The 26,378-nt window shown below is 69.7% G+C and carries 24 protein-coding genes; 10 read left to right on the top strand and 14 right to left on the bottom strand.

What is annotated here, in order from left to right; genetic code table 11:
* Nucleotides 1–271 precede the first annotated feature (271 nt).
* The 3 genes from ABEA33_RS18360 to ABEA33_RS18350 all read left to right on the top strand — a co-directional run bounded on the left by ABEA33_RS18360 (nucleotide 272) and on the right by ABEA33_RS18350 (nucleotide 3,018).
* Nucleotides 272–1,240, top strand: a complete 969-nt coding sequence (locus ABEA33_RS18360; protein WP_345528366.1) for a MarR family transcriptional regulator — start codon at nucleotides 272–274, stop codon at nucleotides 1,238–1,240.
* 129 nt (nucleotides 1,241–1,369) lie between these two features.
* A complete protein-coding gene (locus ABEA33_RS18355) occupies nucleotides 1,370–1,927 on the top strand; it encodes a hypothetical protein (RefSeq protein WP_345528365.1) in 558 nt (185 codons plus the stop codon).
* Nucleotides 1,924–3,018 (top strand): helix-turn-helix domain-containing protein, encoded by a 1,095-nt coding sequence (locus ABEA33_RS18350; RefSeq protein ID WP_345528364.1) that lies wholly within the window; start codon nucleotides 1,924–1,926, stop codon nucleotides 3,016–3,018. The genes ABEA33_RS18355 and ABEA33_RS18350 overlap by 4 nt, the downstream gene beginning before the upstream one ends.
* A gap of 300 nt (nucleotides 3,019–3,318) precedes the next feature.
* Here ABEA33_RS18350 and ABEA33_RS18345 read toward each other — a convergent pair whose 3' ends face one another.
* Nucleotides 3,319–3,522 carry a hypothetical protein gene (locus tag ABEA33_RS18345; RefSeq protein WP_345528363.1) on the bottom strand — a complete coding sequence of 68 codons (204 nt, stop codon included), beginning with the start codon at nucleotides 3,520–3,522 and terminating at the stop codon, nucleotides 3,319–3,321.
* 805 nt (nucleotides 3,523–4,327) lie between these two features.
* Here ABEA33_RS18345 and ABEA33_RS18340 point away from each other — a divergent pair.
* Nucleotides 4,328–4,807 (top strand): hypothetical protein, encoded by a 480-nt coding sequence (locus ABEA33_RS18340; protein ID WP_345528362.1) that lies wholly within the window; start codon nucleotides 4,328–4,330, stop codon nucleotides 4,805–4,807.
* 210 nt (nucleotides 4,808–5,017) lie between these two features.
* Here the strand turns inward: ABEA33_RS18340 and dnaB are convergent, their stop codons facing one another.
* Nucleotides 5,018–7,444, bottom strand: coding sequence for a replicative DNA helicase (gene dnaB / locus ABEA33_RS18335; protein ID WP_345528640.1), 2,427 nt, complete (start codon nucleotides 7,442–7,444; stop codon nucleotides 5,018–5,020).
* Between the two features lie 622 nt (nucleotides 7,445–8,066).
* Between dnaB and ABEA33_RS18330 the strand changes: the two genes are divergently transcribed.
* Nucleotides 8,067–9,392 carry an MATE family efflux transporter gene (locus ABEA33_RS18330; protein WP_345528361.1) on the top strand — a complete coding sequence of 442 codons (1,326 nt, stop codon included), beginning with the start codon at nucleotides 8,067–8,069 and terminating at the stop codon, nucleotides 9,390–9,392.
* 140 nt (nucleotides 9,393–9,532) lie between these two features.
* Here ABEA33_RS18330 and rplI read toward each other — a convergent pair whose 3' ends face one another.
* The 4 genes from rplI to rpsF all read right to left on the bottom strand — a co-directional run bounded on the left by rplI (nucleotide 9,533) and on the right by rpsF (nucleotide 11,315).
* A complete protein-coding gene (gene rplI / locus ABEA33_RS18325; RefSeq protein WP_345528360.1) occupies nucleotides 9,533–9,979 on the bottom strand; it encodes a 50S ribosomal protein L9 in 447 nt (148 codons plus the stop codon).
* A 14-nt stretch (nucleotides 9,980–9,993) separates the two neighbouring features.
* A complete protein-coding gene (gene rpsR, locus ABEA33_RS18320) occupies nucleotides 9,994–10,230 on the bottom strand; it encodes a 30S ribosomal protein S18 (RefSeq protein ID WP_008355445.1) in 237 nt (78 codons plus the stop codon).
* Nucleotides 10,231–10,366: 136 nt separating this feature from the next.
* Nucleotides 10,367–10,924, bottom strand: a complete 558-nt coding sequence (locus ABEA33_RS18315) for a single-stranded DNA-binding protein (RefSeq protein ID WP_345528359.1) — start codon at nucleotides 10,922–10,924, stop codon at nucleotides 10,367–10,369.
* A gap of 100 nt (nucleotides 10,925–11,024) precedes the next feature.
* A complete protein-coding gene (gene rpsF / locus ABEA33_RS18310; RefSeq protein WP_028643766.1) occupies nucleotides 11,025–11,315 on the bottom strand; it encodes a 30S ribosomal protein S6 in 291 nt (96 codons plus the stop codon).
* A 167-nt stretch (nucleotides 11,316–11,482) separates the two neighbouring features.
* Here rpsF and ABEA33_RS18305 point away from each other — a divergent pair, with 167 nt between their 5' ends.
* Nucleotides 11,483–12,388, top strand: coding sequence for a serine/threonine-protein kinase (locus tag ABEA33_RS18305; protein WP_345528358.1), 906 nt, complete (start codon nucleotides 11,483–11,485; stop codon nucleotides 12,386–12,388).
* Here the strand turns inward: ABEA33_RS18305 and ABEA33_RS18300 are convergent.
* Entirely contained in the window at nucleotides 12,385–13,143 is a 759-nt protein-coding gene (locus tag ABEA33_RS18300; RefSeq protein WP_345528357.1) for a DeoR/GlpR family DNA-binding transcription regulator, read from the bottom strand. The two genes, ABEA33_RS18305 and ABEA33_RS18300, sit on opposite strands and share 4 nt — an antisense overlap.
* Nucleotides 13,144–13,211: 68 nt before the next feature.
* Between ABEA33_RS18300 and ABEA33_RS18295 the strand changes: the two genes are divergently transcribed.
* Together ABEA33_RS18295 and ABEA33_RS18290 are read left to right on the top strand one after the other, a co-directional pair.
* Nucleotides 13,212–13,586 carry a DUF4406 domain-containing protein gene (locus tag ABEA33_RS18295; protein WP_345528356.1) on the top strand — a complete coding sequence of 125 codons (375 nt, stop codon included), beginning with the start codon at nucleotides 13,212–13,214 and terminating at the stop codon, nucleotides 13,584–13,586.
* A 52-nt stretch (nucleotides 13,587–13,638) separates the two neighbouring features.
* Nucleotides 13,639–14,427: a deoxyribonuclease IV gene (locus ABEA33_RS18290; protein WP_345528355.1), complete on the top strand. Its 789-nt coding sequence runs from the start codon at nucleotides 13,639–13,641 to the stop codon at nucleotides 14,425–14,427.
* 69 nt (nucleotides 14,428–14,496) lie between these two features.
* Here ABEA33_RS18290 and ABEA33_RS18285 read toward each other — a convergent pair whose 3' ends face one another.
* The 5 genes from ABEA33_RS18285 to ABEA33_RS18265 form a co-directional block, all read right to left on the bottom strand.
* Complete coding sequence (locus ABEA33_RS18285) at nucleotides 14,497–14,808, bottom strand: hypothetical protein (protein WP_345528354.1); 312 nt, start codon at nucleotides 14,806–14,808, stop codon at nucleotides 14,497–14,499.
* A gap of 103 nt (nucleotides 14,809–14,911) precedes the next feature.
* Complete coding sequence (locus ABEA33_RS18280) at nucleotides 14,912–17,218, bottom strand: CHAT domain-containing protein (RefSeq protein ID WP_345528353.1); 2,307 nt, start codon at nucleotides 17,216–17,218, stop codon at nucleotides 14,912–14,914.
* 166 nt (nucleotides 17,219–17,384) lie between these two features.
* Complete coding sequence (locus ABEA33_RS18275; protein WP_345528352.1) at nucleotides 17,385–19,067, bottom strand: S8 family serine peptidase; 1,683 nt, start codon at nucleotides 19,065–19,067, stop codon at nucleotides 17,385–17,387.
* Nucleotides 19,068–19,073: 6 nt separating this feature from the next.
* Nucleotides 19,074–19,535: a hypothetical protein gene (locus ABEA33_RS18270; protein ID WP_345528351.1), complete on the bottom strand. Its 462-nt coding sequence runs from the start codon at nucleotides 19,533–19,535 to the stop codon at nucleotides 19,074–19,076.
* 1 nt (nucleotide 19,536) lies between these two features.
* A complete protein-coding gene (locus tag ABEA33_RS18265; RefSeq protein ID WP_345528350.1) occupies nucleotides 19,537–20,148 on the bottom strand; it encodes an RNA polymerase sigma factor in 612 nt (203 codons plus the stop codon).
* Between the two features lie 176 nt (nucleotides 20,149–20,324).
* Between ABEA33_RS18265 and ABEA33_RS18260 the strand changes: the two genes are divergently transcribed.
* On the top strand, nucleotides 20,325–21,473 hold the full coding sequence (locus ABEA33_RS18260; protein ID WP_345528349.1) for a lipid II:glycine glycyltransferase FemX: 1,149 nt from the start codon (nucleotides 20,325–20,327) through the stop codon (nucleotides 21,471–21,473).
* Nucleotides 21,474–21,476: 3 nt separating this feature from the next.
* Nucleotides 21,477–22,532: an alanine racemase gene (locus ABEA33_RS18255; protein ID WP_345528348.1), complete on the top strand. Its 1,056-nt coding sequence runs from the start codon at nucleotides 21,477–21,479 to the stop codon at nucleotides 22,530–22,532.
* Here ABEA33_RS18255 and ABEA33_RS18250 read toward each other — a convergent pair.
* A complete protein-coding gene (locus tag ABEA33_RS18250) occupies nucleotides 22,493–23,923 on the bottom strand; it encodes a glycosyltransferase family 87 protein (protein ID WP_345528347.1) in 1,431 nt (476 codons plus the stop codon). The genes ABEA33_RS18255 and ABEA33_RS18250 overlap by 40 nt on opposite strands.
* Before the next feature lie 11 nt (nucleotides 23,924–23,934).
* Complete coding sequence (locus ABEA33_RS18245; protein ID WP_345528346.1) at nucleotides 23,935–26,226, bottom strand: transglycosylase domain-containing protein; 2,292 nt, start codon at nucleotides 26,224–26,226, stop codon at nucleotides 23,935–23,937.
* Nucleotides 26,227–26,378: the final 152 nt, after the last annotated feature.

The raw sequence follows: 26,378 nt of genomic DNA, 5'->3' as shown, positions 1-26,378 counted from the left end.
CCGTTGCTGTGGTGCCACACGAGGACGACGTCCGAGACCCGCGCCGGTGCGGGTTTGCGCCGTTCCCTCGACGTCTGGGTCGGTGGCTGGCTAATGTAAGTCGTGTGCCAGTAGATCGTGTGCCAGTCGTGAAGGAAAGGTCGTGCGCCAGGTATTTACCGCGCCGACTCATAGCGTCACTTTCTTTGCTCGGTCGCAATAGAGCCGAAACGACAGAGTTGCCGACACGGCGATGCGGGGCCTCCGCCCTGGGACCTGGAAGTTGGTTGAGATGGAAGACGTCCGCGCGGTCGTCGAGGCGAGGGGTCGAGCGGTGGAGGGCAGCGCCAGCGGAGCTCCGACCCACTCGCTCGACCTGGTCCGGCACGGTGGCGGCTTCGCCCTGACGGCGGCCGACCATGTCGCCTCCGCCCTGTGGCGTCACACGGTCGGCGACGACCTGACGCAGCCCCAGTTCCTGGCCCTCACCACGCTGCGGGCTCATCCCGGGATCGGTAACCACGAGCTCGCGGACCGCGCCGCTGTCGACCGCGCGACCGCGGCCCCGCTGCTGCGCAAGCTCACGGAGCGCGGCCTCGTATCCCGGCACAAAGACCCGCGCGACTCACGACGGGCGGTGCTGACCACAACCGACCGGGCCGACCGCCTGCTCCTGACCGTCACCGAACAAGCGGATGCTGTAGACCGCGCACTGATGGCGCCGCTCATCGCCACCGAAACCGCCGCCGTCGTCCAGAGCTGGTCCGCCCTGGGGCGCTCCGAGCTCGACCGCGACGAGCCGCCGCACGGCGACTCACCTGACTCGAGCGCCCTCCTCCCTCTGGCGGCGCGACCGTGGTTCCACCTGCGTCGGGCGCGTCGAACCCACCGCCGTCTCTGGCGCGAACACGCCTCGGTCGACGTCCGCGCGTCGCAGTTCGCGCTCCTAGCCGCGATCGCAGACTCCCCTGGCGTTGACATCCGCCACGCGGCCGCCGCTGCGATGGTCGAGGACACTACAGCGGTCCGGATTGTGATGCGGCTCGCCCGAACCCGTCTCGTCCATGACCGGCGGGACCCCGAGGACCGGCGGCGCACACTGCTCCAGCTGACCGACGCCGGCCACACCCTGCATCAGGAACTGAGCGAGCGCGTCCCACAGATCGAGCACGCGCTCGCGCGGCGGCTTCCACCTCAGGCCATCGCGGAGTTCACTCGCCTGACCCGGGCGGTCGCACGGATAGACGGCGCCATTTCCTGACGGGCCGAGGCTCTCGCCACACGTCGGCGGACTATTGAAATCAAAGACGGGCTGGGCGTAGGCCAGGGTCCTGTGGAAAGCGCCCTCGCCGTGGTGACGTGCGGGTGACCCGATACCCCGCTGCGAGTCGTGAACAGCGGCGCGGGCGGGTACGCGTCCACGACACACTTCCATTCGAGCTCGGCGCCAGGGACCTACCTGTACCACGAGACCACCGCGGCGCTTCGCCGGTTGCTGGTACCCGAGGGCTGGGAGAGCGACGAGCTCGACGGACAGCCGCGCGTGTGGAATCCGAACTCCAACATCGCGGTTGTCGTTCAAACCGGCGATGAGAACACCGGCATCGCCGGCACCCATCAGCCACGAACCCGCAATCCGAAGGGGTTCGCTACCCAGCGCAAGATCGAGGAGAACCGCCAACACCCGGCACTGTTCATGATGCCCGTACCGCAGCGCACCTCGCTTCAGGAGGATGCCGTGCTGACTTGGGTGCTGTTGGTCGCCATCGTCGAAGGCATGGTGCGCGCCGAGCTGTCCTTGCCACGTGAGTTCATCGACGGGCGTCCCGCCGACTGGGTCGAGCGAATCCTGTTGGCCGAGCAGGACTTCGGCGGATCACCCGACGCGGTGCTGCCCGCACCGGAGACCGGGCCCGACACCGACTTTGATGTCGTCTGGCAGCAGTGAATGACGTCTTCAACCCATCTCGGCTCGCGTTCGCCCGACGCCGGCTTGGGTGCACGGCGACCTTCTTAGCGGCAGCCGCTGAGGTTTCACCGCGCGCCCTCGCCTATTACGAAAGCGGTGAGCGGGTGCCGGACGACGGCGCGACCCGCCGGCTCGCCGCGGCGCTCGATGTACCGCTCACGTTCTTCTTCGCGCCTCAACTCGACGAGTTGGAGCCTGACGCGGCAAGTTTCCGCGCGCTGAGCAAGATGAGCGCGCGAATGCGCGATGCCGCACTGGCCAGCGGCTCGATAGGGATCGGGTTGAACGCCTGGCTCGAGGAACGGATGCGGCTGCCTGAGGTCGCTGTCCCCACGTACGAACGCGGTTCCGTCGACCCGGGGTCGGCCGCCCAGCGCCTTCGGTTCGAATGGAACCTCGGCTACGCACGCGTCGCCAACACCGTGCATCTACTTGAGGCGCGCGGCGTTCGTGTCTTCTCGCTGCCCCCACGGCTTTCCGATGTCGACGCGTTCAGTTTCTGGTGGCGAGGTCGCCCGTTCGTTTTCCTGAACACGACCAAGAGCTACGAGCGCGGCCGCTTCGACGCGATCTACGAACTGGCTCACCTCGTGCTCCACGCTGACTACGACCTGCCGCGAGGCCGCGACCGCGAGCTCGAAGCGAACCGGTTCGCCGCCGCGTTTCTGATGCCGGAGGACGAGATGCTCGCCGCGCGCCTGCGCAACGCGAACGTGAATAGGATCCTCGAGGCCAAAGAGCGTTGGGGCGTCTCGGCAATGGCGCTCACCCACCGCTTGCACGGGCTCGGCATCACCTCTGACTGGATGTATGCGACAACTTGTCGACGCCTAAGTGAACTCGGCTATCGACGCGGCGAACCCGACGGTGTCGTCGCACGGGAGTCCTCGCAGTTGCTGTCAAAAGCGGTTCGCCTGCTTCGCGAACGCGGGCTCCAGCCTCAGCGGATCGCTCGTGACCTACATGTACACCCGGAGGCACTGAACGAGCTCCTATTCGGGCTGACCATGACGACGGTGTCCAGTGTTGACCTCGTCGACGCGGAGGAACTCAGACAGCGAAGCGGATAGCCAGATTGCGACGCGAAGCAGAAGTAGGTCGCCTCGCTTGCGGGTGAACGCAGCAGGGCCCGCGAGGTCCTTGGGCGCTCACAAAGGTCCGCTCGAGACGAACAGAGTGCCGGGTTCCCGAGAACGGCCGTATGCAGTTATGGAAGGAATAGTGCGCGAAGGTGTTCTGCAACAACGGCCGCCCTATTTGATCGTCGCTCGATTCCGCAGGCCCCCAACTAACAACCGAGACCCTTCGCGTGGGCTGCTGACCTGCGTGGATGCATCACGTCCCAGCCGTGTCGGTGCGGCTCGTCGAGGCTAGGTCCCGTCCGAGAAATCGACGGCCTCGTCGCCAAAGTCGAGGGGAACCTCGGCTAGAACCCGCAAGTTCCGCCCTTCTCTGGTGATCCACATCCTCGCGATGCCGAGTTCATGAAGAGCTTGTTCGGTCGCGGTCAGAACGTGGTCGAGCAGTCGCACCGGCATGTTCGCGCCCAGCGTCAGGATGTGACGTTCTGGCACCTGTCGCTCCGTCCTGCGCGGCCATTGCCGGTATATGGGCTGCCAGCTCCGTCGAATGCGTTTGGCAGCGGGACCGGCAGTTGCCCGGATCGGAATCCAAGCAGGCAAGGATCCGTGCCGCCGGCTGCCAGACCAACGGACACACGGCACCGACTACTCGAGGAGGGAGGGGAATCGTGTCGGTCGGTGCGTTTGCCGCCGCTGGCGGCCTTGGTTCGGACCTGGCCGCCAGCAGTGAGGGGAGTCTAGGTACCTACGACGCGGTGACCGATGAGTAGGAGATGTACCTCATAGCGCCACTTGATGTCCGGTAGAACAAGTTCATCCGAGGCTCTGAGGGTGCCGCCCGCAGATGTTGGCGCCTTCTGCTGTATGCAGGTTAATGTGCCGTCCTCCTAACGCACTTCGCCACAATTGGGTCGCACGTCGTTAATCGGGCGAACGTGGGCGCCGAGTTCACAAACCGCACGCGGTCACCGCGGGACTACCAGGATTGCTGCCAACTCCTCGACTCTAAGAGGAACGATGGCGCGAACCGATTCGAGTGGTAATCATGTCCCCGGCGCGGACGACGCAGCGCGTGGAGAGCAGCTGTCGTCGACCCCTGGGTCCTCTACCTGGACATGAACCTATGGGTGGATATGGCGCGCGGCTGCTCCGTGACAGCATCGGCGTGGCTTCGGCTTCGCGATCGACTAATCCGAGCCACCCGCACCAACCGGGTCGTCGTTCCCTTGTCGCCCGCCACTACCTCGAACTTTGGCATCGGCGAGACAGCGCCTCGCGCCGCCAAGTGGCGGAGCCAATGCGGGACGTCACGGATTACGCGACGATTCCGTCACCGCACGTGGTCCGGCAGCTTGAGGCCCGCGGTCTGGGGGACAGTGAGCGAGATGTTCTTGGCGTGCCCGTCGGGGGCGCCGGCATGGCTGTCGGCGCGATCCTCGCCGGGCTGGCCTGGGCTCGACTCCGACAAGACCCGGCGTGGCCAACCGCGCTGGGTCGGCTGTTGCTGGCCTCGGGGCTGGCCCAGACCGGAGCGGCGGTCGCCGCCCTACGCCTTGTGCTTGTAGGGGTCGTACTCATCGCTGTGGGCGGGGCGGCGGCGCCGGTCATCGTCGTAGCCTTCACAGGCGCCGACAGCCTCGTTGCCCCGGAAGAGCGCACCGAAGCCTCGACCTGGGTCAGCGCCGCACTGAACGGAGGCAACGCACTGGGAACCGCTCTGGCGGGACTCGTGTTCATGCTCGCCTCGCCGCCCCCTTTGCGTTCGCCGCATGTCTGACTGCACTCGCGGCCGGTACAGCCCTGGCTATGGGCACCCGAGCGCATGCACAGGTTCGGTCACCAGACTGACGTCACGGCGTCGTCGGCCCGCACGGATCTGTCGCTGATGGTGCGCGAAGCCACCGCAATCAGCTGACAGTTTGATGATGCAACTGACGGTTTAACTCTTGTTACTGACAGAGTCTCTCGACTCCGGCAGCGGCGAAAGTCAGTGCGCCATGTCGACGAAGCGGGAGTAGTGGCCCTGGAAGGCCACGGTGATGTCGCGGGTAGGGCCGTTGCGGTGCTTGGCGACGATCAGGTCGGCCTCGCCGGGGCGGGTCGACTCCTTCTCGTAGACGTCGTCGCGGTGCAGCAGGATCACCATGTCGGCGTCCTGCTCGAGGGAGCCGGACTCACGCAGGTCGCTCATCATCGGGCGCTTGTCGCCGCGCTGCTCGGGACCACGGTTGAGCTGGGAGAGCGCGATGATCGGGAGCTCGAGCTCCTTGGCCAGCAGCTTGATCTGCCGGGAGAACTCGGAGACCTCGAGCTGGCGGGACTCGACCTTCTTGCCGGAAGACATCAGCTGCATGTAGTCGATCACGATGAGCTTGAGGTCGTGACGCTGCTTGAGCCGCCGGGCCTTGGCCCGGATCTCCATCATCGTCATGTTGGGCGAGTCGTCGATGAACATCGGTGCCGACGACACCTCGCCCATCTTGCGGGCCAGCTTGGCCCAGTCGTCGTCGTTCATGTTGCCGTTGCGGATGTGGTTGAGCGGCACCTTCGCTTCGGCCGAGAGCAGCCGCATGGTGATCTCGGAGCGCGTCATTTCCAGGCTGAAGAAGACGCTGGTCAGGTTGTTGTGGATCGAGGCCGCGCGGCACAGGTCGAGAGCAAGCGTCGAGTTGTGGGTCGGGATCATCGCCTCGCCGGCGAGGTAGAGGTGGTCGTCGTTGTCGACCTGGACGCACCGCACCGGGACGCTCTCGATTCGACGCACAGCGGTGACGTAGCGCCGACCGATCCGGCTGGTCGTCCCGGGGCGCTCTTCCTTGTGCAGCTGGTGCTTGCGGTGGAGCCGGAACACGTCCTCGGTGGTCGAGAAGTTGAGGATGTAGCAGGTGGACGTCTCCTCGGACCGACCCTGAACCCGCTTCGTCGCGCGGCCGCACTTGTATCCGAGACTGACGATCAGCTCGTAGACGTCGTCCGCGAGCCGCTGGCTGGTGACAGCGAACTGGCAGGAGCCGACGCCCTTGACGACGGTTCCGTCGGTGTCCATCAGGCCGGCGAGCAAGTCCCGCCGCTGCCGCTCGGAGCCCCGGAGGTAGTTGCCTGGGATGTGCTTGTTGTTGAGCACGCCGATCTTGCGCAACAGCGCCTGGAACGAGCCGTGATCCGCGTAGCAGCCACCGCACAGGACGCGCTTGCCGGCTCTGTCCCCGCACTCGACGCAGACGCCGGTGAGTACGTTCCACTCGTCCGGGGGCAGCTTGATGCTGTAGAGCATCCCCCCGTGGTGCTCGACGACGAGGTCACAGTCACCCTCGAGACGCATCGGGATCTCGGGGGTCTCGCACGTGATCCGCGCACTCGCGCTGTGGCCGTCGCCCAGCCACGCCCCCAGGGCGTACGGCGGGACGTCCAGGTCGAGGTCCGGCCCCGTCAGTGCCCCGGTGTTGAGGACCGCATGGCTCGCGCGACCCTCGGCGCCGATGCGGACTGTCGCGGCCATCTCCTCCGTCGTGACGACGGCCGGAAAGATCCGCTGGTTGCGCATCCTGTAGTAGTCATGGCCAGCGGCCCACGTGGACTTGCGCACCGCTCGGGTCTCCGTGAGCCACTGGTGTTGCGCGTCGGCGACGATCCGGCTGCCGTCCGAGAACTCGACCTCGTAGCAGGGGCGGTCGACGAGCACCTCGGTCGCGGCAACCACTGTGGTCGGGTGACCTTGGGCGTCGTACAGCTGATCGCCGACGCGGACCTCGCCCATGGTCGTCCAGCCGCTCGGGGTGGGCAGCGGGGTGTCGAGTGCGAGCGCCTTGCCCATGGCGGGGCGCGCCGCGACGATGATCATCTGGCCGGAGTGAAGTCCGTTGGTCAGGTCGTCGAGGTCGGCGAAGCCGGTGGGGACGCCGTACAGACCGGCCTCGCGGTTGGAGATCGCCTCGATCTCGTCGAGGACGCCGTCCATGATGTCGCTGAGTGGTGCGAAGTCCTCGGTCGCGCGCTTGTCGGTGATCTTGTAGACCTCGGCCTGGGCCTGGTCGACGATGTCGTCGACCTGCCCCTCGCCGGCGTACCCGATCTGCACGATCTTGGTGCCCGCGTCGACCAGTCGGCGCAGCATCGCCTTCTCGCGGACGATCTCGGCGTAGTAGCCGGCGTTGGCCGCGATCGGGACATTGGCCGAGACCGTGTGGAGGTACGGCGCGCCACCGATCCGCTGCAGCTCGCCGCGGCGCTGGAGCTCCGCGGCGACGGTGACCATGTCGACCGGCTCGCCGCGACCGTAGAGGTCGATGATCGCGTCGTGGATGGTCTCGTGGGAGGGCCGGTAGAAGTCGACTCCGCGGATCACCTCGGTGACGTCGGCGATCGCGTCCTTGGAGATCAGCATCGCCCCGAGCACGGACTGCTCGGCAGCCATGTCCTGGGGCGGGGTGCGGTCGCCTGGGGTGGTGGGCCGCTCCCCCGGTGCATACGCCGCGGGGCCGTCGCCCCAGTCCTCGATCGGGGGTTCGGGCATCCCCCGGGAGTCCTGCTCGGCGACGCTCACCCATGCTCCTTCGATCGTCTCGTCCGGATCTCACCTGGCCTGATTTCGGACTCTAGGACCGACCACCGACACCGCTGGAGACGGCAGGGAACTATCCTCCGGACCAGCGACGCGAGCCCGACCGTACGGGTCGGACGGCCCACGTGGAAGTTGGCTATCCACAGGGCCTGGGGATAACCGAGGTGCCCTCGTGGACGACACGCTCGTGGATGTGTAGCAACCTGGGGAGTGACCTGTGGAGGAATCGTCGATGTGGACGCAGACATGCGGTCTGACCTGGGCAAACGCTCGTACACAGCTGTGTATGAAAAATAGTGTGGCCGTCGTCTTGGTTCATGGACCAGACATCTTCTCTTCATCTGCCCATAAGTCGACTTAGCGTCCGAAGGCGGGTTTTCCAGTGTTCATCCACAGGTGTCGTGAACTAGTCAGGTAAGGAACAGGATCCGGACTTGCCCCCTACGATGGCTGGTGCCCGGTCGGTGGTGCCCAGGTGACCGCGTCGCGCGACCGCGAGATCCTGCGGCTGGCCGTCCCGGCGTTCCTGGCGCTGGTCGCCGAGCCACTCTTCCTGCTGTCGGACGCCGCCATCGTCGGGCACCTCGGTGCGGCCGAGCTCGCCGGCCTCGGCATCGCGGCCGTCGTGCTGCAGACCGCCGTCGGGATCTGTGTCTTCCTCGCCTATGGGACCACCGCGAGCGTCGCCCGCCGGCTCGGTGCCGGCGACCTGCGCGGCGCCCTCATCCAGGGCGTGGACGGGCTCTGGCTGGCCGTCGGCATCGGCCTGGTCGTGACGGTCGTCGGCGTCGCGACGACCGGTCCGCTCGTCGCCGCGTTCGGTGCCGGTCCGCGCGTCACCGAGCCAGCGGAGACCTACCTCCGGATCGCGTTCCTCGGCACCATCCCGCTGCTCGTGATGCTCGCCGCGACCGGTGTGCTGCGCGGTCTCCAGGACACCCGGACGCCGCTCGTGGTCGCCGTGGGCGGCAACGCGGTCAACATCCTCCTCAACCTGGTGCTCGTCTATCCCCTGGGCCTCGGCATCGCGGGCTCCGCCCTCGGCTCGGTGCTCGCGCAGGTCGCCAGCGCCGCCGTGTTCGTCGTCGTCGTGATCCGCGCGGCCCGTCGGCACGGCGCACCTCTGCGCCCCGATCTCCCGGGCATCCGCCGCGCCGCCCACGCCGGATCCGCACTCGTCGTCCGCACGCTCACGCTCCGGGCGGCGCTTCTGGTCACGACGTACGCCGTCACCGTCGGCGCCGTCGCGGGCGAGGAGGAGGTCGACCTGGCCACCCACCAGCTCGCACTGACCATCTGGACGTTCCTGGCTTTCGCCCTCGACGCCATCGCCATTGCGGCGCAAGCACTCACCGGTCGGCTGCTCGGCGCAGGCGACGTCGTCGGCGCCCGGGAGACGACCCGGCGCATGGTCCGCTGGGGCATCGTGAGCGGCGTCGTCACCGGGCTCCTGCTGGCGGGGGTCAGCCCGTGGGTCGGCCACCTCTTCACCAGCGACGATGCCGTGTCCGACCTGCTGGTCCCCGTGCTGTTCGTGGCCGCGCTCGGACAGCCGGTCGCCGGCGTCGTGTTCGTGCTCGACGGCGTGCTCATCGGCGCCGGGGACGGTCGCTACCTGGCGTGGGCCGGGCTGGTCACCCTGGTCGCCTATGCACCCGTGGCGCTGCTGCTCGCGGCGTACTCCGCCGGCCTGGTCGCCATCTGGGTCGCGTTCTGCACGGTCTTCATGGGCGCCCGCCTCGTGGTGCTCGTACGCCGGGCTCGCAGCGACGCGTGGCTGGTCACCGGCGCCGCGGTCTGAGCTCCCGGGACGTCATACGGACAGTGTGTCCCCTCGCTCTGTGTCCCCTTGCTCCATCCGTATGACGTCCGGCGGGCGGGCAAGCAGACGCAACAGGGGCCGCCCTCCGAAGAGGAGCGGCCCCTGGGCGACTGACTGGATTACGCAGGGATGACGTTCAGCGCGACGGTGGCGGAGACGCCATCGTGCAGCTTCACGGCCACCTCGTGGTTGCCCAGCGCCTTGATCGGGTTGGTCACCACGATCGTGCGCTTGTCGACCTTCTCGCCGGACGTCTCGGACAGCGCGTCGGCGATCTCACCGACGGTCACCGCACCGAACAGACGACCACCGGCACCGGCGCGCACCTTGACGGCGACCGACTGGGCCTCGAGCTTGGTCTTGATCTCCTCGGCGTGGCCGAGGTCGCGGACGGCGCGCGAGGAGCGAGCAGCCTTGATCGACTCGATCTGCTTCTCGCCACCACGGGTCCACCGCAGCGCGAGGCCGCGGGGGACGAGGTAGTTGCGGCCGTAGCCGTCCTTCACCTCGACGACGTCGCCGGGGGCACCGAGGCCGGTGACTTCCTGGGTCAGGATGAGCTTCATGTCCTCAGCTCCCTTCAGCGACCGGTGGACGTGTAGGGCAGCAGCGCGACCTCGCGGGCGTTCTTGACCGCGATCGCGACGTCCCGCTGGTGCTGGACGCAGTTGCCGGTGACCCGACGCGCGCGGATCTTGCCGCGGTCGGAGATGAACTTGCGGAGGAGCGTGGCGTCCTTGTAGTCGACGCCGGTCGCCTTCTCCTTGCAGAACTGGCAAACCTTCTTCTTGGGCTTGCGAATCACTGCCTTGGCCATTGTGGTGCTCCCTTTCTAGAAGCCCGGCCGAAGCCGGAATGGTTGAGGGTGAACGGAAAAGTGATGTTGCTGGGACCAGAACCTCTGGTGGATTTCGAGACGCGCGTCACGGCTTCGCAGGCTCGACGGTGGGGCGTTAGAACGGCGGCTCGTCCGAGCCCACGCCCGGTGCGCCCCACGGGTCGCCGGCCGGTGCGGCCGGAGCCCCACCGCCCTGGCCACCCTGAGGTGCCGGGGTGGCCCACGGGTCGTTGCCGCCGCCGGACTGCTGGGGACGGGACTGACCGCCCCCCTGTCCGCCGCCGGAGTAGCCGCCCCCGCCGCCCGAACGGGAGGCGCGGGTGACCTTCGCGGTGGCGAACGCCAGCGACGGGCCGACCTCGTCGACCTCGAGCTCCACGACGGTGCGCTTCTCACCTTCGCGGGTCTCGTAGGAGCGCTGCTTCAGGCGACCCTGCACGACGACACGCATGCCGCGCTGCAAGGACTCGGCGACATTCTCCGCGGCCTGGCGCCACACCGAGCAGGAGAGGAACAGCGCGTCGCCGTCCTTCCACTCGTTGGTCTGGCGGTCGAAGGTGCGCGGCGTCGACGCGATCCGGAAGTTCGCCACGGCCGCACCCGAGGGGGTGAAGCGCAGCTCCGGGTCGTCGACGAGGTTGCCGACCACCGTGATGACGGTCTCGCCTGCCATGGATGCTCCCTAAGCGTTGGTTCTGATCAGAGTCGTCCGACCACGTCCGCACATCGTCGCCGCTGGCGCCGACACTGGGAAGTGGTCGTCCACAGGTGGGTCAGTGAGCGTCGGGACGCATGACCTTGGTGCGGAGGATGGACTCGTTGAGGGTGAGCTGACGGTCGAACTCCTTGACCGTGGCCGGCTCGGCGTTGAGCGTGATGACGGCGTAGATGCCCTCGGCGTTCTTCTTGACCTCGTAGGCCAGCCGGCGACGTCCCCACACGTCGACGGACTCGACAGAGCCGCCGTCCTTGCGGATCACGTTCAGGTACTTGTCGAGCGAACCTTCGACGGTCCGCTCTTCGATGCTCGGGTCAAGGATGACCATCACTTCGTAGGCACGCATGTCGTTGTCCACCTCCTGTGGGCTAGGGCGGCCACGGACTCTCCGTGGCAGGAGGGATATGCGTTGTGTCCCGGCGCGACCCGGATGGTCGACGCAGAGAACGCCCAAGGCTAACAGCGCCGGACGCTCGGCCATAAACGCTGGACCAACGGGTAGGAACCCGAACGATGCCCACCCCTACGACCACCCCGCTCGCCGGCCGTTACCTCCTCCTCGACCAGGTCGGTACCGGCGGCATGGGCTCGGTCTGGCGGGCGCAAGACCTGCGCACGGGAGATCAGGTCGCCGCCAAGGTCCTCGGTGCCCACGACAGCGCCACGCTCCTCCGGTTCGTCCGCGAGCAGTCGCTGCGGATCCGGCACCCGCACGTGCTGACACCGACCGGCTGGGCCGCCGACGACCACCGCGTCGTCTTCGGCATGGATCTCGTCCACGGCGGGTCCGTCGCCGAGCTGCTGGCCGAGACCGGCCCGCTGCCCACGTCGTACGCCGGCGCGCTGCTCGACCAGCTCCTGCAGGCCCTCGCCGCTGTGCACGCCGCGGGCGTGGTCCACCGCGACGTCAAGCCGGCCAACTTGCTGCTCGACCCGAGCGACCGCATGCCCTTCCTACGGCTCGGCGACTTCGGGGTGGCGGTGCCGGTCGAGGACGTGCGACTCACCCGCGGGCCCGCGGCCGTCGGCACCGACGGCTACATGGCGCCCGAACAGACGGCCGGGGCTGCGCCGGACCCACGCCAGGACCTGTACGCCGCCGGGGTCGTGGCCATCCAGCTGCTGACCGGACGTCCGCCCAAGCCCGGCCGCGCGCCGATGGTGCCCGAGGGTCCGCTGCGGCCGCTCCTCACGGCGCTGGTCGACCCCGATCCGGAGCTCCGTCCACCGTCCGCAGCGGCCGCCCTCGAGCGGCTCCGGCGCATCGAGCTGCCGGTCGACGGCCCGTGGCCCGTCGTACCTGACCGACTCGGCGACCCTCCGCGCGTCGACGCCGCCCGGTGGCCGACCCCGGTCATCGTCGTCTCTCTGGTCGTGATCGCCGCCTGCACGCTCGCCTGCGTCCTCATGCTGCGCTAGTCGATGCCGAGCACCCGTACGCCGGCCGCCCGCAACTCGGCGACCTCACGCCCAGGCGCCGCACTGTCCGTGATGACGGCGGTGACCGACGCCAGCGGCACGACCTCGAACGCCGAGGCCGCGCCGATCTTCTCGCCGCTGCCGAGGACGTAGGTCTCCGCGGCGCGCTCGGTCCACGCCCGCTTGATCGCGGCCTCATCGGCGTCCCCGGTGGTGAGTCCGGCGACGGGGTGGACGCCGGTCACCCCCAGGAAGAACGCGTCCACGCTCACCCGGCCGATCGCCTCGTGGGCGAGGGCTCCGGAGGCGACGACCGAGTGCTTGAAGAGCCGACCGCCGACGATGATCACCTCGACCGTCGGGTGCGTCGCAAGCTCGACCGCGATCGTCGGGCTGTGGGTGATGACCGTGGCACGCAGGTCCTGCGGCAGGACCCGCGCCAGCTCGCGAGCCGTCGTACCTCCGTCGACCGCCACCGTCTGGCCGGGGCGCACCAGCGTCGCCGCCGTACGCGCGACCTCGGCCTTGGCACCGGTGCCGATCGCCGTACGCGCGGCGAAGTCGGCCACGGCGGGCGAGGCCGGCAGCGCGCCGCCGTGCACCCGGTGCAGGAGGCCGTCGGCTGCGAGCTCGCGCAGGTCGCGTCGGATCGTGTCCTCCGAGAGGTCGAGCTCGGCGGCGAGCTCCTTCGCGATGACCCGGCCCTGCTCGCGCAGCGTGGCGAGGATCAGGTCCTTGCGTTGGGCGGCCAGCACAGGCGTACTCTAGCCGTTCTTCACGTTTGTGCTTGTTTTTGCACGTCCCTGCACGTTATAACGATGTCATGACCTGTTCACTGATGATCCTGATCGCCGGCCCCTACCGCTCCGGGACGGGCGACGACCCCGACCTGCTCGCCGCCAACCTCGCCGCGCTCGAGTGCGCGGCCTGGCCGCTCTTCCGTGCTGGCCACGTGCCGATGATCGGCGAGTGGGTGGCGCTGCCGGTGCTGAGCAGCGCCGGCGCCACCGGCGTCTCCGACCCGCTCGCGGAGCAGGTGATGTACCCGACCGCCGAGCGCCTGCTCCAGCACTGCGACGGGGTGCTGAGGCTGCCGGGCGACTCCACCGGCGCCGACCAGGACGTGCGGATCGCGCGCGAGCGCGGGCTGCCGGTCTGGTTCAGCCTCGAGGACGTGCCCGGGTACGTCGCCGCCTGAGCCGACCGCCCGCCGTCCTCGACCGTCGGCGGGCGGTCCTAGGGTGGTCGGCATGGACATCGGAGCCCATGTCGACCAGGCCGACCCCATCGCCGAGGCACAGGCGCGCCGGGCGCCGCACGTGCAGTTCTTCCTCGGCGACCCGCAGGGCTACAAGGGCCCGGAGGTGCAGTACGCCGGCGGCGCGGACGGCCTCAAGGCGGATGCCGAGGCGGCGGGCGTCGCGCTCTACGTACACGCGCCCTACATCGTCAACGTCGCGACCACCAACAACCGGATCCGGATCCCCAGCCGCAAGCTGCTCCAGCAGCACGTCGACGCCGCGGCCGCGATCGGCGCCAAGGGCCTGGTCGTGCACGGCGGCCACGTCAACAAGGACGACGACCCCGAGAAGGGGTTCGACAACTGGCGCAAGGCCATCGAGGCCACCGACCTCAAGCTGCCGCTGCTGATCGAGAACACTGCGGGCGGCGACAACGCGATGACCCGCTACCTCGAGCGGATCAGCCGGGTCTGGGACGCGATCGCGGTGACCGAGCAGGCCGACCTGGTCGGCTTCTGCCTCGACACCTGCCACGCCCACGCCGGCGGCAACAGCCTGGAGACCGTGGTCGACGACGTCCTCGAGATCACCGGCCGGATCGACCTCGTGCACTGCAACGACAGCCGCGACGAGTTCGACTCCGGCGCCGACCGGCACGCCAACCTCGGCGCCGGCAAGGTCGACCCCGACCTGCTCGCGGCGGTGGTCCGCGACGCGGGCGCCCCGGTCGTCCTGGAGACGCCGGGCGGTGCGACCGAGCACGTGGCCGACGCTGCCTGGCTCTCCGAGCGCCTGTAGAACAGCCGCACTCAGCGCGGGTCTGAGCTGCCGGCGTCGGGCGTCCCCCGCGCGCCCGACGCCGGCGGCTCAGCTGACCCGGACGGTCAGGTCGCGCACCTCGCCCGGGCCCGACCGGTCGACCCGCCGGCGGACCAGGCGCAGCGGCCGGCCCTCGGCCTCGTCGGCGTCGAACACCAGGAAGAGGAACCCGTGCGGGCCCTCCTCGAGTGGCAGCAGGTTGCCGGGACGGTCGACGACCTGCCACCGGCTCAGGCCGAGTCCCCGGCGGCGGAACCGCACGGCGAGCCGGCTGCCCGCCGGCACGACCAGGTGCTGGCCGGGCTGGGGGTCCTGGATCACGTGGACGGGGATGGTGCGGGTGGTTGTCATGAGTGACATGACGGGCTCCTCGCAGGTCGAGCGGTCTCCCTGATGTCCCTGAGGAGACGTCCCACCGTCCCCTGATACGCCGTACGGCGCTATGGGGAACTCGGCCTACCGGTCAGCCGAAGCAGACCAGCGGCACCGGAGGGCTCTCGGCCGAGACCGCGGGCACCGACTCGGCGAGAGCGGCGGCGGGATCGAGCCCGGCAGCGAGCCGTTCGTGGACGGCGACGAGGACGCCGTACGCCGCCTGGTCGTTGATCGCCGCGGGCGAGGCGATGACGCAGCGGGCGCCGGCGTGCAGCCAGGCGGTGGTCATCCCGATGAGCTCCTCGCCCCACCGGACCGTCGACCGGCCGACCTCGCAGGCCGAGAGCAGCACGACGTCGGGCACCCGTCGGAGGCGGTCGATGTCGTAGCCGAACCACGGCCCGTCGACGAGCTGGAGGCCGGCGAACATGGCGTTCTCCGCACTGTGCCGGCCGTGGGCCGCGACGTGCAGCACGTCGACCGACTCGGCGAGCTCGGAGACGGCGGCGGCCGTCGCGTCGGAGCTGAGCAGGACCCGGGCGGACTTCCACTCCTTGGCCGCGGCGACCACCTCGTCCTCGGCGCGGGCGACACGCGGGCCGGCGACGAAGCCGGCCGTAGCGGTCCGCAGCGGCGTCGTACGACGTGCCAACCACGCCGTCGCCGACTGGGCGAGCGTGACCGGGCGGCCGACGTACCCGGGCAGCAGCGTCCACGGCACACCGGACAACACTCCGGACGGGGTGAGGACGACGCGTCGCTCGCCGACCGCCTCCAGCAGCGGGGCGACCAGCAGGTCGGCGATCGTGTCGAGCCGCTGCGCCAGCTCCGCACGGACGAAGGTGCCCATCGCGTCCGGCAGGTCGGTCGCCGCGATGTCGAGGTCGGGCAGGAGTCCTCCGAGCAGCGCGTCGAGCTCGTCTCGGTGGCCGAGGTCGACCCAGGTGGTCCCGTGCGAGGTGACCACGAGCGCGACCACGGCGTCGGCGGTCACGACGTACGCAACCAGCGCCGCGTCCCGGTCGACGGCAGCACGCAGCTCGTCGAGCGTCACCGGGTCCGAGACTTCGCCGGAACCCTGGTGCTGCCAGGCCCGCTCCCGCACCTGCTGCCGCAGCTCGGCCTCGCGCTCCGGCGAGGTACGGCGCCCGGCCTCGCGCGCTGCGGCCATCTCTCGCAGCTCGGTGAGGTCGGCGATCAGCTCCGGGTCCGCGGGCGCCCGCACCGGCTGCACCCGGCTGGCCAGCATCCGGGCGCGCTCGGACCACTCGAAGAGCACGGCCGGCCGTCGCGACTCGACAGCAAGGGCGAGGCCACGGACTCCGAGCCGGGTGCCGTGCCCGGCCACGCCCGTCTGGAGGTCGAGGGAGCCGAACGAGCTCTGCCAGGTGTGCAGGTCGGACAATCCGGCTCGCAGGTGCTTGAGCGCATCTGACCGGCGGCCGGACGCCGCAGCGAGCTCGGCCCGGGCGTCGCGATCCAGGAGCCGCACCCCGATCGGCGCCCGGCGTACGGAGCCGACGGCGCGCAGGTCCGCTCCCGCCTGCTGGAGGTCGCCCCGCCGGATCCGCACCCGGGCCACGTCGATCCGGGCGAGCGCTGCCTCCCACCGGAGACCCTGCAGCGCCAGCTCTCCGGCCAGAACCTCGCCGCGACGGGCCAGACGTGGCGCGGTGCCCCCTGCCTCGATCTCGGCGCTGAGCAGCGTGGCGTCGGCACGGACTTGCCATGCGGCGGCACCAGTACGCCGGAACCGCCGCATGGCGTCCCGGGCTGCAGCCCGGGACCGTTCGGCATCGCGCAGCACCAGGCTGCGGGCCAGCGCCAGCTCCGCCTCGCCCCGGCGCTGGTAGAGACGCCGGCGCCCGTATGCCTCGGCGGCCGCCGCGAGCGCGACCGCTCCCTGCTCGTGCAGACCCGCCGCCATCAGGACCTCGGCCCGGTCCTGCTCGACCATGGCGGTCATCACTGGTCCCTCGGCGGCGATCGTCGGATAGGCGGCCGCGAGGTCCCGCAGCGCCGCCACGAGGTCTCCGGCCAGGAACCGGGTGTATCCCGCGTTGTGCAGCGCCTTGGCCGCGCCGTACTCGTCGCGCGCTTCGCCGAACGCCTCGTAGGAGAGCTCGAAGTCCGCACTCGCGGCCGCGAGCCGCCGGCGCTGGAGGTGCACATTGCCTCGGTTGAGGTGCACCCGGGCGATCCGGTCGGGCTCATCGAGGCGGGTGAGTGCCTCGCCGAACATGTCCATGGCGAGCGACGTGTCACCGCGCAGCATGCGGATGAGCCCCAGCTGGGCGAAGAGGATCCCCCGGGTGCGTTCGGCGACGGAGTCGGCGGACAACACCTCCTCGCACAGCTGCATCGCGGCCGTGTGCTCACCAGTCTCCGACAGCACGTAGGCAAGGCTCGCCGCGATCATGGCCCCGAGGTCCGAGCCGGCCGAACCTTCACGCGCCGCGCCCTCGCGGGCCAGCTCGAGCAGTCGCCGCGCCTCTCCCGGACGACCCCGATACGCGGCATGAACGCCGCGAGAATGCAGGTCCTGGGGTGACGTCACCCGCTCATGATCGCGCCAAACCCGTCGTGTTGGACACTGCGTTCCACGCCGTGTCCACGGCTGTGGCGGCACCGGCGGGATCGTCGGAGGGTTCCAGGGTCCCCACCAGCGCCGCGGCGACGTCACCGGCGACAATTGGAGCGCTGAATGAGGTCCCCGTCCACACCCCGAAACCACCGGTGAAGTCGTCGGGGTCGATCGACTCGCGGATCCGGCCGAAGACCTCGGTGCGGGCCACCGGCTCGTAGCCGCCCCGGAAGCCCGGCATCGTGCTGACCACGGATGCGCCTGCTGCCCGGGTCTGCACCCAGGGGCCCGCGTTGCTGAAGATCGCCTCGGTCCGGTTGGGGTTGAGCGCACCGACCGAGACGATCGGCGCGATCGACGGATCGAAGGGGATCGGCCCGGCATCATCGGACCACCGGCAGAACGCTGCCGGGAACGACGGGCGACTGGTCGCGTCGTTGCCGGCTGACGTCACGACGACGACGCCGTTGCGGCCGAGCTCCTCGATGATGGCGTACATCGTGGGATCGAACAGCGCGTCCTCAGGCGTCTCGTGGTAATACCCCATCGACAGGCTGAGCACGTCGATCGGCTGTCCACCCGGCTCTCCGGCGCGGTGGCGCCGGGCCAACTCTGCGATCTGGGCGAGCGTCGCCACCAGATCGGACTCGATGATCGGGCCGTCCGACGGCATGACCCGCCAGGACACGATTTCGGCGTCGGGGCAGCGCTGCCGGATCAGACCAGCGATGAAGGTCCCGTGGCCCGAGATCGGGTCGATCGAACCGTCCATCGCGCCCGACTGGTCTCCGTCGTCCTCCGGCGAGACCGAGGTCGTGTCGGAGTAGCCGACGGACTGACCGTCCAGGCTCACGTCCTCTCGGACGAAGCCGTCCAGCCACGGGTGGTCGCCACACCCAGTGTCCAGGATCGCCACCACGGGGCGGCGACCGGAGATCTCTGTGTCCGAGCGGCGACGCGGCGGTGCGCCGACGAACGCGACCGGCTGTCGCCCGCCTGAGCCCATCCGGAAGTAGGACGCGACCGCCTGGGAGCTGCGCACCTCGCTCTGCGGGTCCCCGTGGTGCAGCGGGTCCCCGTGGTGCAGCGGGTCCCCGTGGTGCAGCGGGTCCCCGTGGTGCAGCGGATCCCCGTGATGCAGCGGATCCCCGTGATGCAGCGGATCCCCGTGATGGAGGGGGGCAGCCTCGATCGCCGGCACCACCAGGTGATCGAGACCGACACCCTTGACGGCCTCGACACCGAACTGGGCGCGGGTCTGCTGGAGTAGGGTCCAAGCGTCCGGAGCGATCGTGGCCCGGCTGGAGGACACGACGAGGCGCAAGGGTCGCAGGCCGAACTTCAGGTTGGCCGTACGCGGGTCCTCGTCCTCGAGCACCACGTCCCAGCCCAGCGGCTCGGCGACCGCGCGGAGAACCCGCACCGCTCCCTCGACGTCGACCGCCTTCGAGACGAGCAGCCGCGGGCCGACGTACACCGTCGGACGCGGGACGACGCCCTCGACGATCAAGGCAGTGGCGGGGTCGAGCAGCCGGCCTTGGGCACCGGCGATCACTCCCGGGTGTGGTGGTCGGGGATCCCGGTCCAGCGGCTTGCGGGCGGGGCGCGCCGGGCGCGGCTGCTTCGCGGGGTTATCGGGTGTCTCGGGAGAGTCGGTCACGGTTCCTCAGATCTCGAAGGTGGGAGTGGCGAACGCAGGCCTGGCGCCGTCGTGCGGCTCGAGCCGCAGGCGCATCAGCCCGACAGGCAGGTCGGTGAGCGCGAAGCGTCCCGAGTCGCTCACCACCGCCTCGTGCGTCGTCGGGTCCTCGCCCGGGAGGGCGCGGATCGTCATGGGTTCCGCCGGCACGATCCAGCCGTCCACGCGGGAGCGGCCGTTGTCGACGGCGATGCGCAGCAGCAGGTCGGTGTCGCCGTGCACGAAGCGGAGCGTGTACGACGTGGAGCCACGCGCGCCGACCAACTCGGTCGAGTGCTCGACCAGCTCCATCAGCTCCAGGTCGAGGTCGGAGGCCGCGAGCGCGGCTGCCGCCTGCATGGCCGCGACCAGGTGGCCGGGCACGGGGTCATGGCGTTCGTAGACGTCTCGGACGATGTCGAGGAGGGCGTCTCGGCTCAGCTCACTCATCTCAGATCCCTCCGGCCTGCATCAGGGCCACACGTAGCTTGGCGAGACAGCGGCCGCGGGTCGGGCCGATGCTGCCGACGGGCATCCCGAGCTCGGTCGCCAGCTCGCGGTAGTCAGGTCGGTTCTCGAAGGCGACGATCCGCAGCAGCCGGCGGCAACGCTCCGGCAGCCCGTCGACGGCGGCCCACAGGCGGTCACCCTCGTCGTGCTGCACCACACTGTCCTCCGCCGAGCGCTGGCGCGGAAGCACCTGGGCGAGGTCTTCGTCGTCAACCGGGGTAGGGGTGGTCTTGGCGCCGGCGGCCCGCCACGCCTCGCGGCGCGCGGTCGTGGTCAGCCAGCCGCCCACGGCCACCGGGTCGAGGATGGCCGCGCGGCGGCGTACCAGCGCGAGCCAGGTGTTCTGGATGACGTCCTCGGCGACCTGGTCGGAGAGCCGGTAGGCGCGGACGACGTGCCAGAGCACGGGCGTCATCACCGCCACCAGGTCATCGAGCCCCTCGGCCTCACCGGCGACCCAGCGGTTGAACCCGCCGGTCGCCTCGGCCCACACGTCGCCGGGGCGCGCGTCGGACCGGTCGTCGCCGGCCCGCGGGCCACCGCTCCTGGTCATGGGACTCGTCGCTCCCGGTTGTCTGTCGATAAGGATCACGCCCATGAGGAGTGCGGGGCACGGGTCCTGATACCTCCCTGGTCACATATTCGGGGAGATCTGTACCTGATCCTCGCCCGGACCGGGTGAGGCCGTGTTGATTCTGCCCGATTCGCGCCGTTCGCTAGGTTCAACCTGTGACTTCTCCGACCGCCTCGACCCTCCTCGTCGTGCGCGAGATCGGCGCCGACGAGCACCGTGCGTTCGTACGACGACAGCGCTCGGTGAGCTTCCTGCAGACCCCGGCCTGGGGCGCGGTCAAGGCGGAGTGGCGGCACGAGTCGCTGGGCTGGTTCCGCGGCGACGAGCTGGTGGGTGCCGGGCTGGTGCTCTACCGCCAGCTGCCGAAAGTGAAGCGCTACCTCGCCTACCTGCCCGAAGGCCCGGCGGTCGACTGGGAGGCCGAGGACCTGACGGCCTGGCTGAAGCCGCTGGCCGCACACCTCCGCAACCGCGGCGCGTTCGGCGTCCGCATGGGGCCCCCGGTGGTCACCCGCCGCTGGGACGCAGCCACCGTGAAGGCCGGCATCGCGGACTCTGCGGTCAACCGGCTCGGCGACCTGGCCCCCACGGAGCGCAGCCACGGCGGCGCCCGCGTGGTCGCGCAGCTCCGCGACCTCGGCTGGCGTCCGATGGCGGTCGAGGGTGGCTTCGCCGCCGGTCAGCCGCAGTTCGTCTTCCAGGTCCCGCTCGCCGGACGCACCGAGGAGCAGGTCCTCGCCGGCATGAACCAGCTGTGGCGGCGCAACATCAAGAAGGCCGCCAAGGAGGGCGTCGAGGTCACGTCGTACGACGGCGAGGCGATGCTCCCCGAGCTGCAGACGTTCCACGACCTCTACGTCCACACCGCCGAGCGCGACCACTTCACGCCCCGCCCGTCGGCGTACTTCCACACCATGGTCGAGGCCCTCGGCGCGGAGGAGCCCGATCGGATCCGGCTCTACACCGCCCGGCACGAGGGCACCCTCGTCGCCGCGACCATCGCGATCCGGGTCGGTGCGCACGCGTGGTACGCCTACGGCGCCTCCTCCACCGAGAAGCGCGAGGTCCGGGGCTCCAACGCGGTGCAGTGGCAGATGATCCGCGACGCGATCGCCGCCAGCGCCGACGTCTACGACCTGCGTGGCATCACCGACACCCTGGCCGACGACGACCCGCACCTGGGCCTGATCCAGTTCAAGGTCGGCACCGGCGGCGAGGCGGTCGAGTACGTCGGTGAGTGGGACCTGCCGCTCAACAGGGCGCTCTACGCCGCCTTCGACCTCTACATGAAGAAGCGGGGCTGAAGGATGAGCCTCACGCTGACGATTGACGGCGACCGCTGGCGCGACCACCTCCGGTCGGTCGCGGTCGCCGAGCCCGACCTGGTCCCGGTGGCGAAGGGCAACGGCTACGGCTTCACGCTCGGCCGCCTGGCCCGCAAGGCGGCGTGGCTGGGCGTCGACACCCTCGCGGTCGGCACCTACGAGGAGCTGCCCGAGGTCGCCGGCCGGTACGACGGCAGCCTGCTGGTCCTCACCCCGTGGCGTCCGTTCGGCGCGGCAGTCGAGCTCGAGCCGGCGCTCGCCCGCCGCGTCATCCACACCGTCAGCCGGGTCGAGGACCTGACCGACCTGTTGGGTCGCCAGCCCGACGCCCGGGTGGTGCTCGAGAGGTCCACGAGCATGCTGCGCCACGGCATGACCGCGCGCGAACTGTGGTCGACCGCCGAGATCGTCCGCGCGCACCGGCGAGCGAGGGTCGCCGGGGTCGCGCTGCACCTGCCCCTCGCCAACGGCGCCCACCTCTCCGAGGTGCACCGACTGATGACGGAGGTCGTCGCGACCGAGCTGCCGCTCGACACCGTCTGGGTCAGCCACCTCAGCGCCGCCGAGCTGAACGCGCTGCGCACGGCGTACCCCGACTTCAGCTTCCGGCCTCGGATCGGCACCGACCTCTGGCTCGGGGACCGGTCCGCGCTCCACGTCACGGCCACGGTCCTCGACGTGCACGAGGTCGAGCGCGGCGACGGCTTCGGTTACCGGCACCGCACCGCGCCGAAGGCCGGGCACGTGCTCATCGTCAGCGGCGGTACGGCGCACGGCATCGGCCTCGAGGCACCGCTCGGCGACGCGAGCCTGAAGGGCCGCGCCGCGACCCTCGCCCGCGGCGGCCTGGACGCAGCGGGCTTCGTACGTTCGCCGTTCTCCATCGACGGCAAGCAGCGGCTCTTCGCCGAGCCGCCGCACATGCAAGCCTCGATGCTCTTCCTGCCGCACGGCGCGCGAGTGCCGGCAGTCGGGGACGCGATCGACGTCCGGGTCCGCTACACCGCCACGGCTTTCGACCGCGTCGTCGTGGCGTAGGACATCTCCCGCACCGGATCACGCCGCGGGTCCCAGATGTCTCGCGCCACCATGATCACGAGGTAGAGCTCGGCGGCGATCCGGATCAGCGTCGCGGCCCAGTAGAAGCCGGCGTCACCGCCCGCAGCAGGGGCGAGGTAGCCGCCGAGGTACCACCACACCGAGGCGAAGTAGAGGATCTCTCCCGCCTGCCAGATCAGCAGGTCACGCCAGCGCGGGCGCGCCAGGACGGCCAACGGCAGCAGCCACAGCACGTACTGCGGTGAGTAGACCTTGTTGATCAGCAGGAAGCCGGCGACGATCAGGAAGCCGAGCTGCGCGAGCCGTGGGTTGGCGGGCGACGTGAGGCCGAGCGCTGCGACCCCGAGGCACCAGAGCCCGAAGAACAGCCAGGACACGACGTTGATCGTGTGCGGGTCGAAGAAGAACGGGTCCGGCGTGGTGTCGAGGGCCTGCTGGACGACGAGCCAGATGGAGCCGAGGTCCGCGCCGCGGTCGGAGTTGAAGGTCCAGAACACCTTCCACTCGGACGGTCCGCTCAGCAGGGCCGGCAGGTTGGCCACCAGCCACGCACCGGCGGCTCCGAGAGCGGCCAGCCCGAACGGCCGGTACCTGCGCTGGCGCAGGCAGATCACCAGCACGCCGCCGAGCAGGAAGAGTGGATAGAGCTTGGTCGCCGTACCGAGGCCGATCAGGATCCCGGTCAGCAGTGGTCGGTCCCGGGACCACGCCCAGAGGGCGCCGGCCACGAAGACGACCGCGAGCAGGTCCCAGTTGACGAGGCCGGTGAGCAGCAGGGCAGGAGACAGGGCGAAGGCGGCCGCGTCCCACGGGCGCCGCGGGTTCACGCCCGCAAGCAGCCAGGTGCAGAGCAGCGCCAGTACGGCGAAGCCGAGGGCGTTGACGATGACGAAGATGCGCATCTCCCGATGCACGTCCGGCCGCGCGCCGACGTCGTCCGTCGATGCGCCGTACCTGGACTCGAGGTCGGGTGAGCCGTTGAGCCAGTGCGTCACCCAGGCCGTGCCCCAGGCCCAGTACGAGATGCCGACCGGGTACTCCATGACCTCGAAGCGGTCCCGCACCTGGGCGTCGTCGCTGTACGGCCAGTTGAGCTCGGCGAAGCCACGCCCGGTGTAGAGGTAGGGCAGGTCCGAGTAGCACATGTGGGTGTAGCGGGCCTGGCCGTTCTGCCACGTGTCCTCGTAGCAGTTGCCCTTCTGCACCATCCCGAGCGCCATGCACACGGCGGTCAGGGCCAGCAGCACCCGGATCGGTGTCCACCACGGGTGGCCTGCGGCTCTGCTGCCGACCGGTCCGCCGACACCTTCGCTGAGAGAGGCGACCAACGGGTCATCGACGGTGGGGTCCACCCAGTCGCGATCACCCACCGGCCCGGCCATCAGGGCTGCCGGGTCCGTCGCCGACCGTGGCGCACCCGCCCGACGGCGCCTTCAGCGGGAGGCGTCGACGCGGGGTCCACCGGCGGGGTGATGATCGTGGCGGGGTCGGTCGGGGTGGGAGGCGGGGTGGGGGTCGGCGTCGGGGTCGGCGTCGGGGTGGGCGTGTCGGACGGGGTCTTCGACGGCTTGTCGGAGGGCGTCTTCGACGGCTTCGGCTTCTTGGTCTTGGGCGGCGGCGGCGGGACGTACGGCTCGTGGCCGTCGTCGGGTGCGTCGCCGTCCAGGTAGACCGGTGGCGGGAAGTCCTCCACCTCGGTGCCGTCGAGGTCGCGGGTCATCACGTCGGTCCAGGTGCGCGCCGGGTAGGAGCCGCCGAAGTACTCCGGCAGCCAGCCGTCGAGCTGGCCCTGACCCTTGCCGCGCACGTACATGACGGCGGTGGCGAGCTGCGGCGTGTAGCCGACGAACCAGGCCGAGGAGACCTGGTCGAGCCCGTTGGTCGCCGTACCGGTCTTCCCGGCCGCGGGGCGCCCGAGCCCCAGGGCGGCGGTGCCGGTGCCGGTGCTGACGACCTGCTGCATGGCGTACGACGTGTCGGCGGCGACGTCCTCGGAGACGGCCCGATCAGTGTGCTGCTTGTAGGAGTAGAGCGGCTCGCCGTCCTTGCTCACCACCTTGGAGATCACGTGGGCATCGGCCTTCCGGCCGCCGTTGGCGATGGTGGCGTAGGCGTTGGCCATGTTGACCGGGGCGATCGTGGCCGAGCCCAGCGCGATGCCGGAGATCGGCTCGAGACCCGGGCTGTTGTCGATGTTGTTGTAGCCGCCCTTGTTCTTGTTCCAGTTGGGGATGCCCAGGTCCTCGGCGGTCTTGAGGATCTTGTCGGGGCCGTCGGGCATCGAGACGGTGAGGTCGGCGAAGACGGTGTTGATGGAGTCCTCGGTGCCGCGCAGCAGGCTGACCGCGGAGCCGTAGTCGGTGCCGAGCCCGTCCGATCCGGTGCCCTCGTTGCGCACCCGGGGACCGGTGCCCTCCTCGTTGTAGTAGAAGGGGGAGTTGCCCTCGAAGCTGTCCTTGAGCGAGAAGCCGTCCTTGAGCGCCGCGGCGACGGCGAACGGCTTGAAGGTCGAGCCGGCCTGACCGCCCGTGACGGCCCAGTTGATCTGGGACTGGAGGTAGTCCTGGCCGCCGTAGAAGCCGCGGATCGCTCCGGTCCCGGGCTCGACGGACGCGACGGCGACGTGGAGGTTCTTCTCCGAGAACTCCTTGCCCTCGGGCCGCTGCGCCATGACGCCGTCCTTCGCCGCGGCCATGGCCTTCTGCGTGAAGGTCGTCGTGACCCGCAGGCCGTCGCCGTCGATCCTCTCGTCATCGAAGCCGAGCTTGTTCAGCTCGCTGCGAACCATGGCGAGCATGTGGCCCTTCTGCCCGCCGTACCTGCTCTCGGCCTGGATCTTCGGGAACTTCGGCAGCCGGCGCTCGGCCTTCTCAGCCTCCTCGGCGGTGATGTTGTCGGCGTCGGCCATCCCGTCGAGCACATAGTCGTAGCGCTCCTTGAGGGCGGCGCGAGCGTCGTCGCCGTTGGCGGGGTCGAACCTCGACGGGTTGTTGAGCACGGTGGCGAGGACGGCAGACTCACGCAGGCTGAGGTCCTTGGCGTCCTTGTCGAAGTAGGCCTGCGACGCCGCCTGCACGCCGTACGCACCGCGACCGAAGTAGATGGTGTTGAGGTAGCCCTCGAGGATCTCGGTCTTCGACTTGGTGCGCTGGAGCTTGAGCGACAGGACCGCTTCCTTCATCTTGCGCTCGTAGGACCGCTCCTGCGTGAGGTAGAGGATCTTGACGTACTGCTGGGTGATCGTCGACGCGCCCTGGGTCGAGTTGCCCTTGGCGTTGCTGAACGCGGCGCGGACGATGCCGCGCGGGTCGATGCCGCTGTCGCTCCAGAACGTGCGGTTCTCCGCGGCCACCACTGCGTTCTGCAGGTTGTCGGGCATGTCCTTGATCGGGATCGACTCGCGGTTCTGGGTCGCGAAGCTGCCGACCTCGGACTTGCCGTCGGCGTAGTAGACGAACGACGTCTGCGTCTCGAAGTCCTCGTTGGGATTCGGGATGTCCGTCGACCGGTAGAGGTAGACGAACCCGCCGGTGACCAGGAGGGCCCCGACCACACCAGCGACGAGGAGCCAACGAGCGACCCGCCACACCTTCTGCTTGCGGCTGCGGGGTCGCTTCGGGGACTTCTTGCTGTTCTGCTGCGTGGGCGCGGCGGCCCGGCGCTTGCCATTCACGTCGACGGCTCCGCGGGTCGGGATCAGGTCAAGGAAACTCAGGGTCGAGATCGTTCGACAGGGTACGGGGGCCGTCCATGCGCGCCCAAGACGACGCACGGCGCGCCATACACCCAGCCTGTGGAGCACGCGTGACGGGGCTCCCTGCGGTG

It is taken from the genome of Nocardioides endophyticus, assembly GCF_039543845.1.
GTDB classification, from domain to species: Bacteria; Actinomycetota; Actinomycetes; order Propionibacteriales; family Nocardioidaceae; genus Nocardioides; species Nocardioides endophyticus.
This window is presented reverse-complemented; position numbering and strand designations above follow the sequence as displayed.

Coding starts and splice junctions, on each gene's coding strand:
- ABEA33_RS18360 (WP_345528366.1), top strand. CDS start 272: ATGGAAGACGTCCGCGCGGTCGTCGAGGCGAGGGGTCGAGCGGTGGAG.
- ABEA33_RS18340 (WP_345528362.1), top strand. CDS start 4,328: ATGCGGGACGTCACGGATTACGCGACGATTCCGTCACCGCACGTGGTC.
- dnaB (WP_345528640.1), bottom strand. CDS start 7,444: ATGGCTGCCGAGCAGTCCGTGCTCGGGGCGATGCTGATCTCCAAGGAC.
- rplI (WP_345528360.1), bottom strand. CDS start 9,979: ATGAAGCTCATCCTGACCCAGGAAGTCACCGGCCTCGGTGCCCCCGGC.
- rpsR (WP_008355445.1), bottom strand. CDS start 10,230: ATGGCCAAGGCAGTGATTCGCAAGCCCAAGAAGAAGGTTTGCCAGTTC.
- ABEA33_RS18315 (WP_345528359.1), bottom strand. CDS start 10,924: ATGGCAGGCGAGACCGTCATCACGGTGGTCGGCAACCTCGTCGACGAC.
- rpsF (WP_028643766.1), bottom strand. CDS start 11,315: ATGCGTGCCTACGAAGTGATGGTCATCCTTGACCCGAGCATCGAAGAG.
- ABEA33_RS18305 (WP_345528358.1), top strand. CDS start 11,483: ATGCCCACCCCTACGACCACCCCGCTCGCCGGCCGTTACCTCCTCCTC.
- ABEA33_RS18295 (WP_345528356.1), top strand. CDS start 13,212: ATGACCTGTTCACTGATGATCCTGATCGCCGGCCCCTACCGCTCCGGG.
- ABEA33_RS18290 (WP_345528355.1), top strand. CDS start 13,639: ATGGACATCGGAGCCCATGTCGACCAGGCCGACCCCATCGCCGAGGCA.
- ABEA33_RS18285 (WP_345528354.1), bottom strand. CDS start 14,808: ATGTCACTCATGACAACCACCCGCACCATCCCCGTCCACGTGATCCAG.
- ABEA33_RS18270 (WP_345528351.1), bottom strand. CDS start 19,535: ATGAGTGAGCTGAGCCGAGACGCCCTCCTCGACATCGTCCGAGACGTC.
- ABEA33_RS18265 (WP_345528350.1), bottom strand. CDS start 20,148: ATGACCAGGAGCGGTGGCCCGCGGGCCGGCGACGACCGGTCCGACGCG.
- ABEA33_RS18255 (WP_345528348.1), top strand. CDS start 21,477: ATGAGCCTCACGCTGACGATTGACGGCGACCGCTGGCGCGACCACCTC.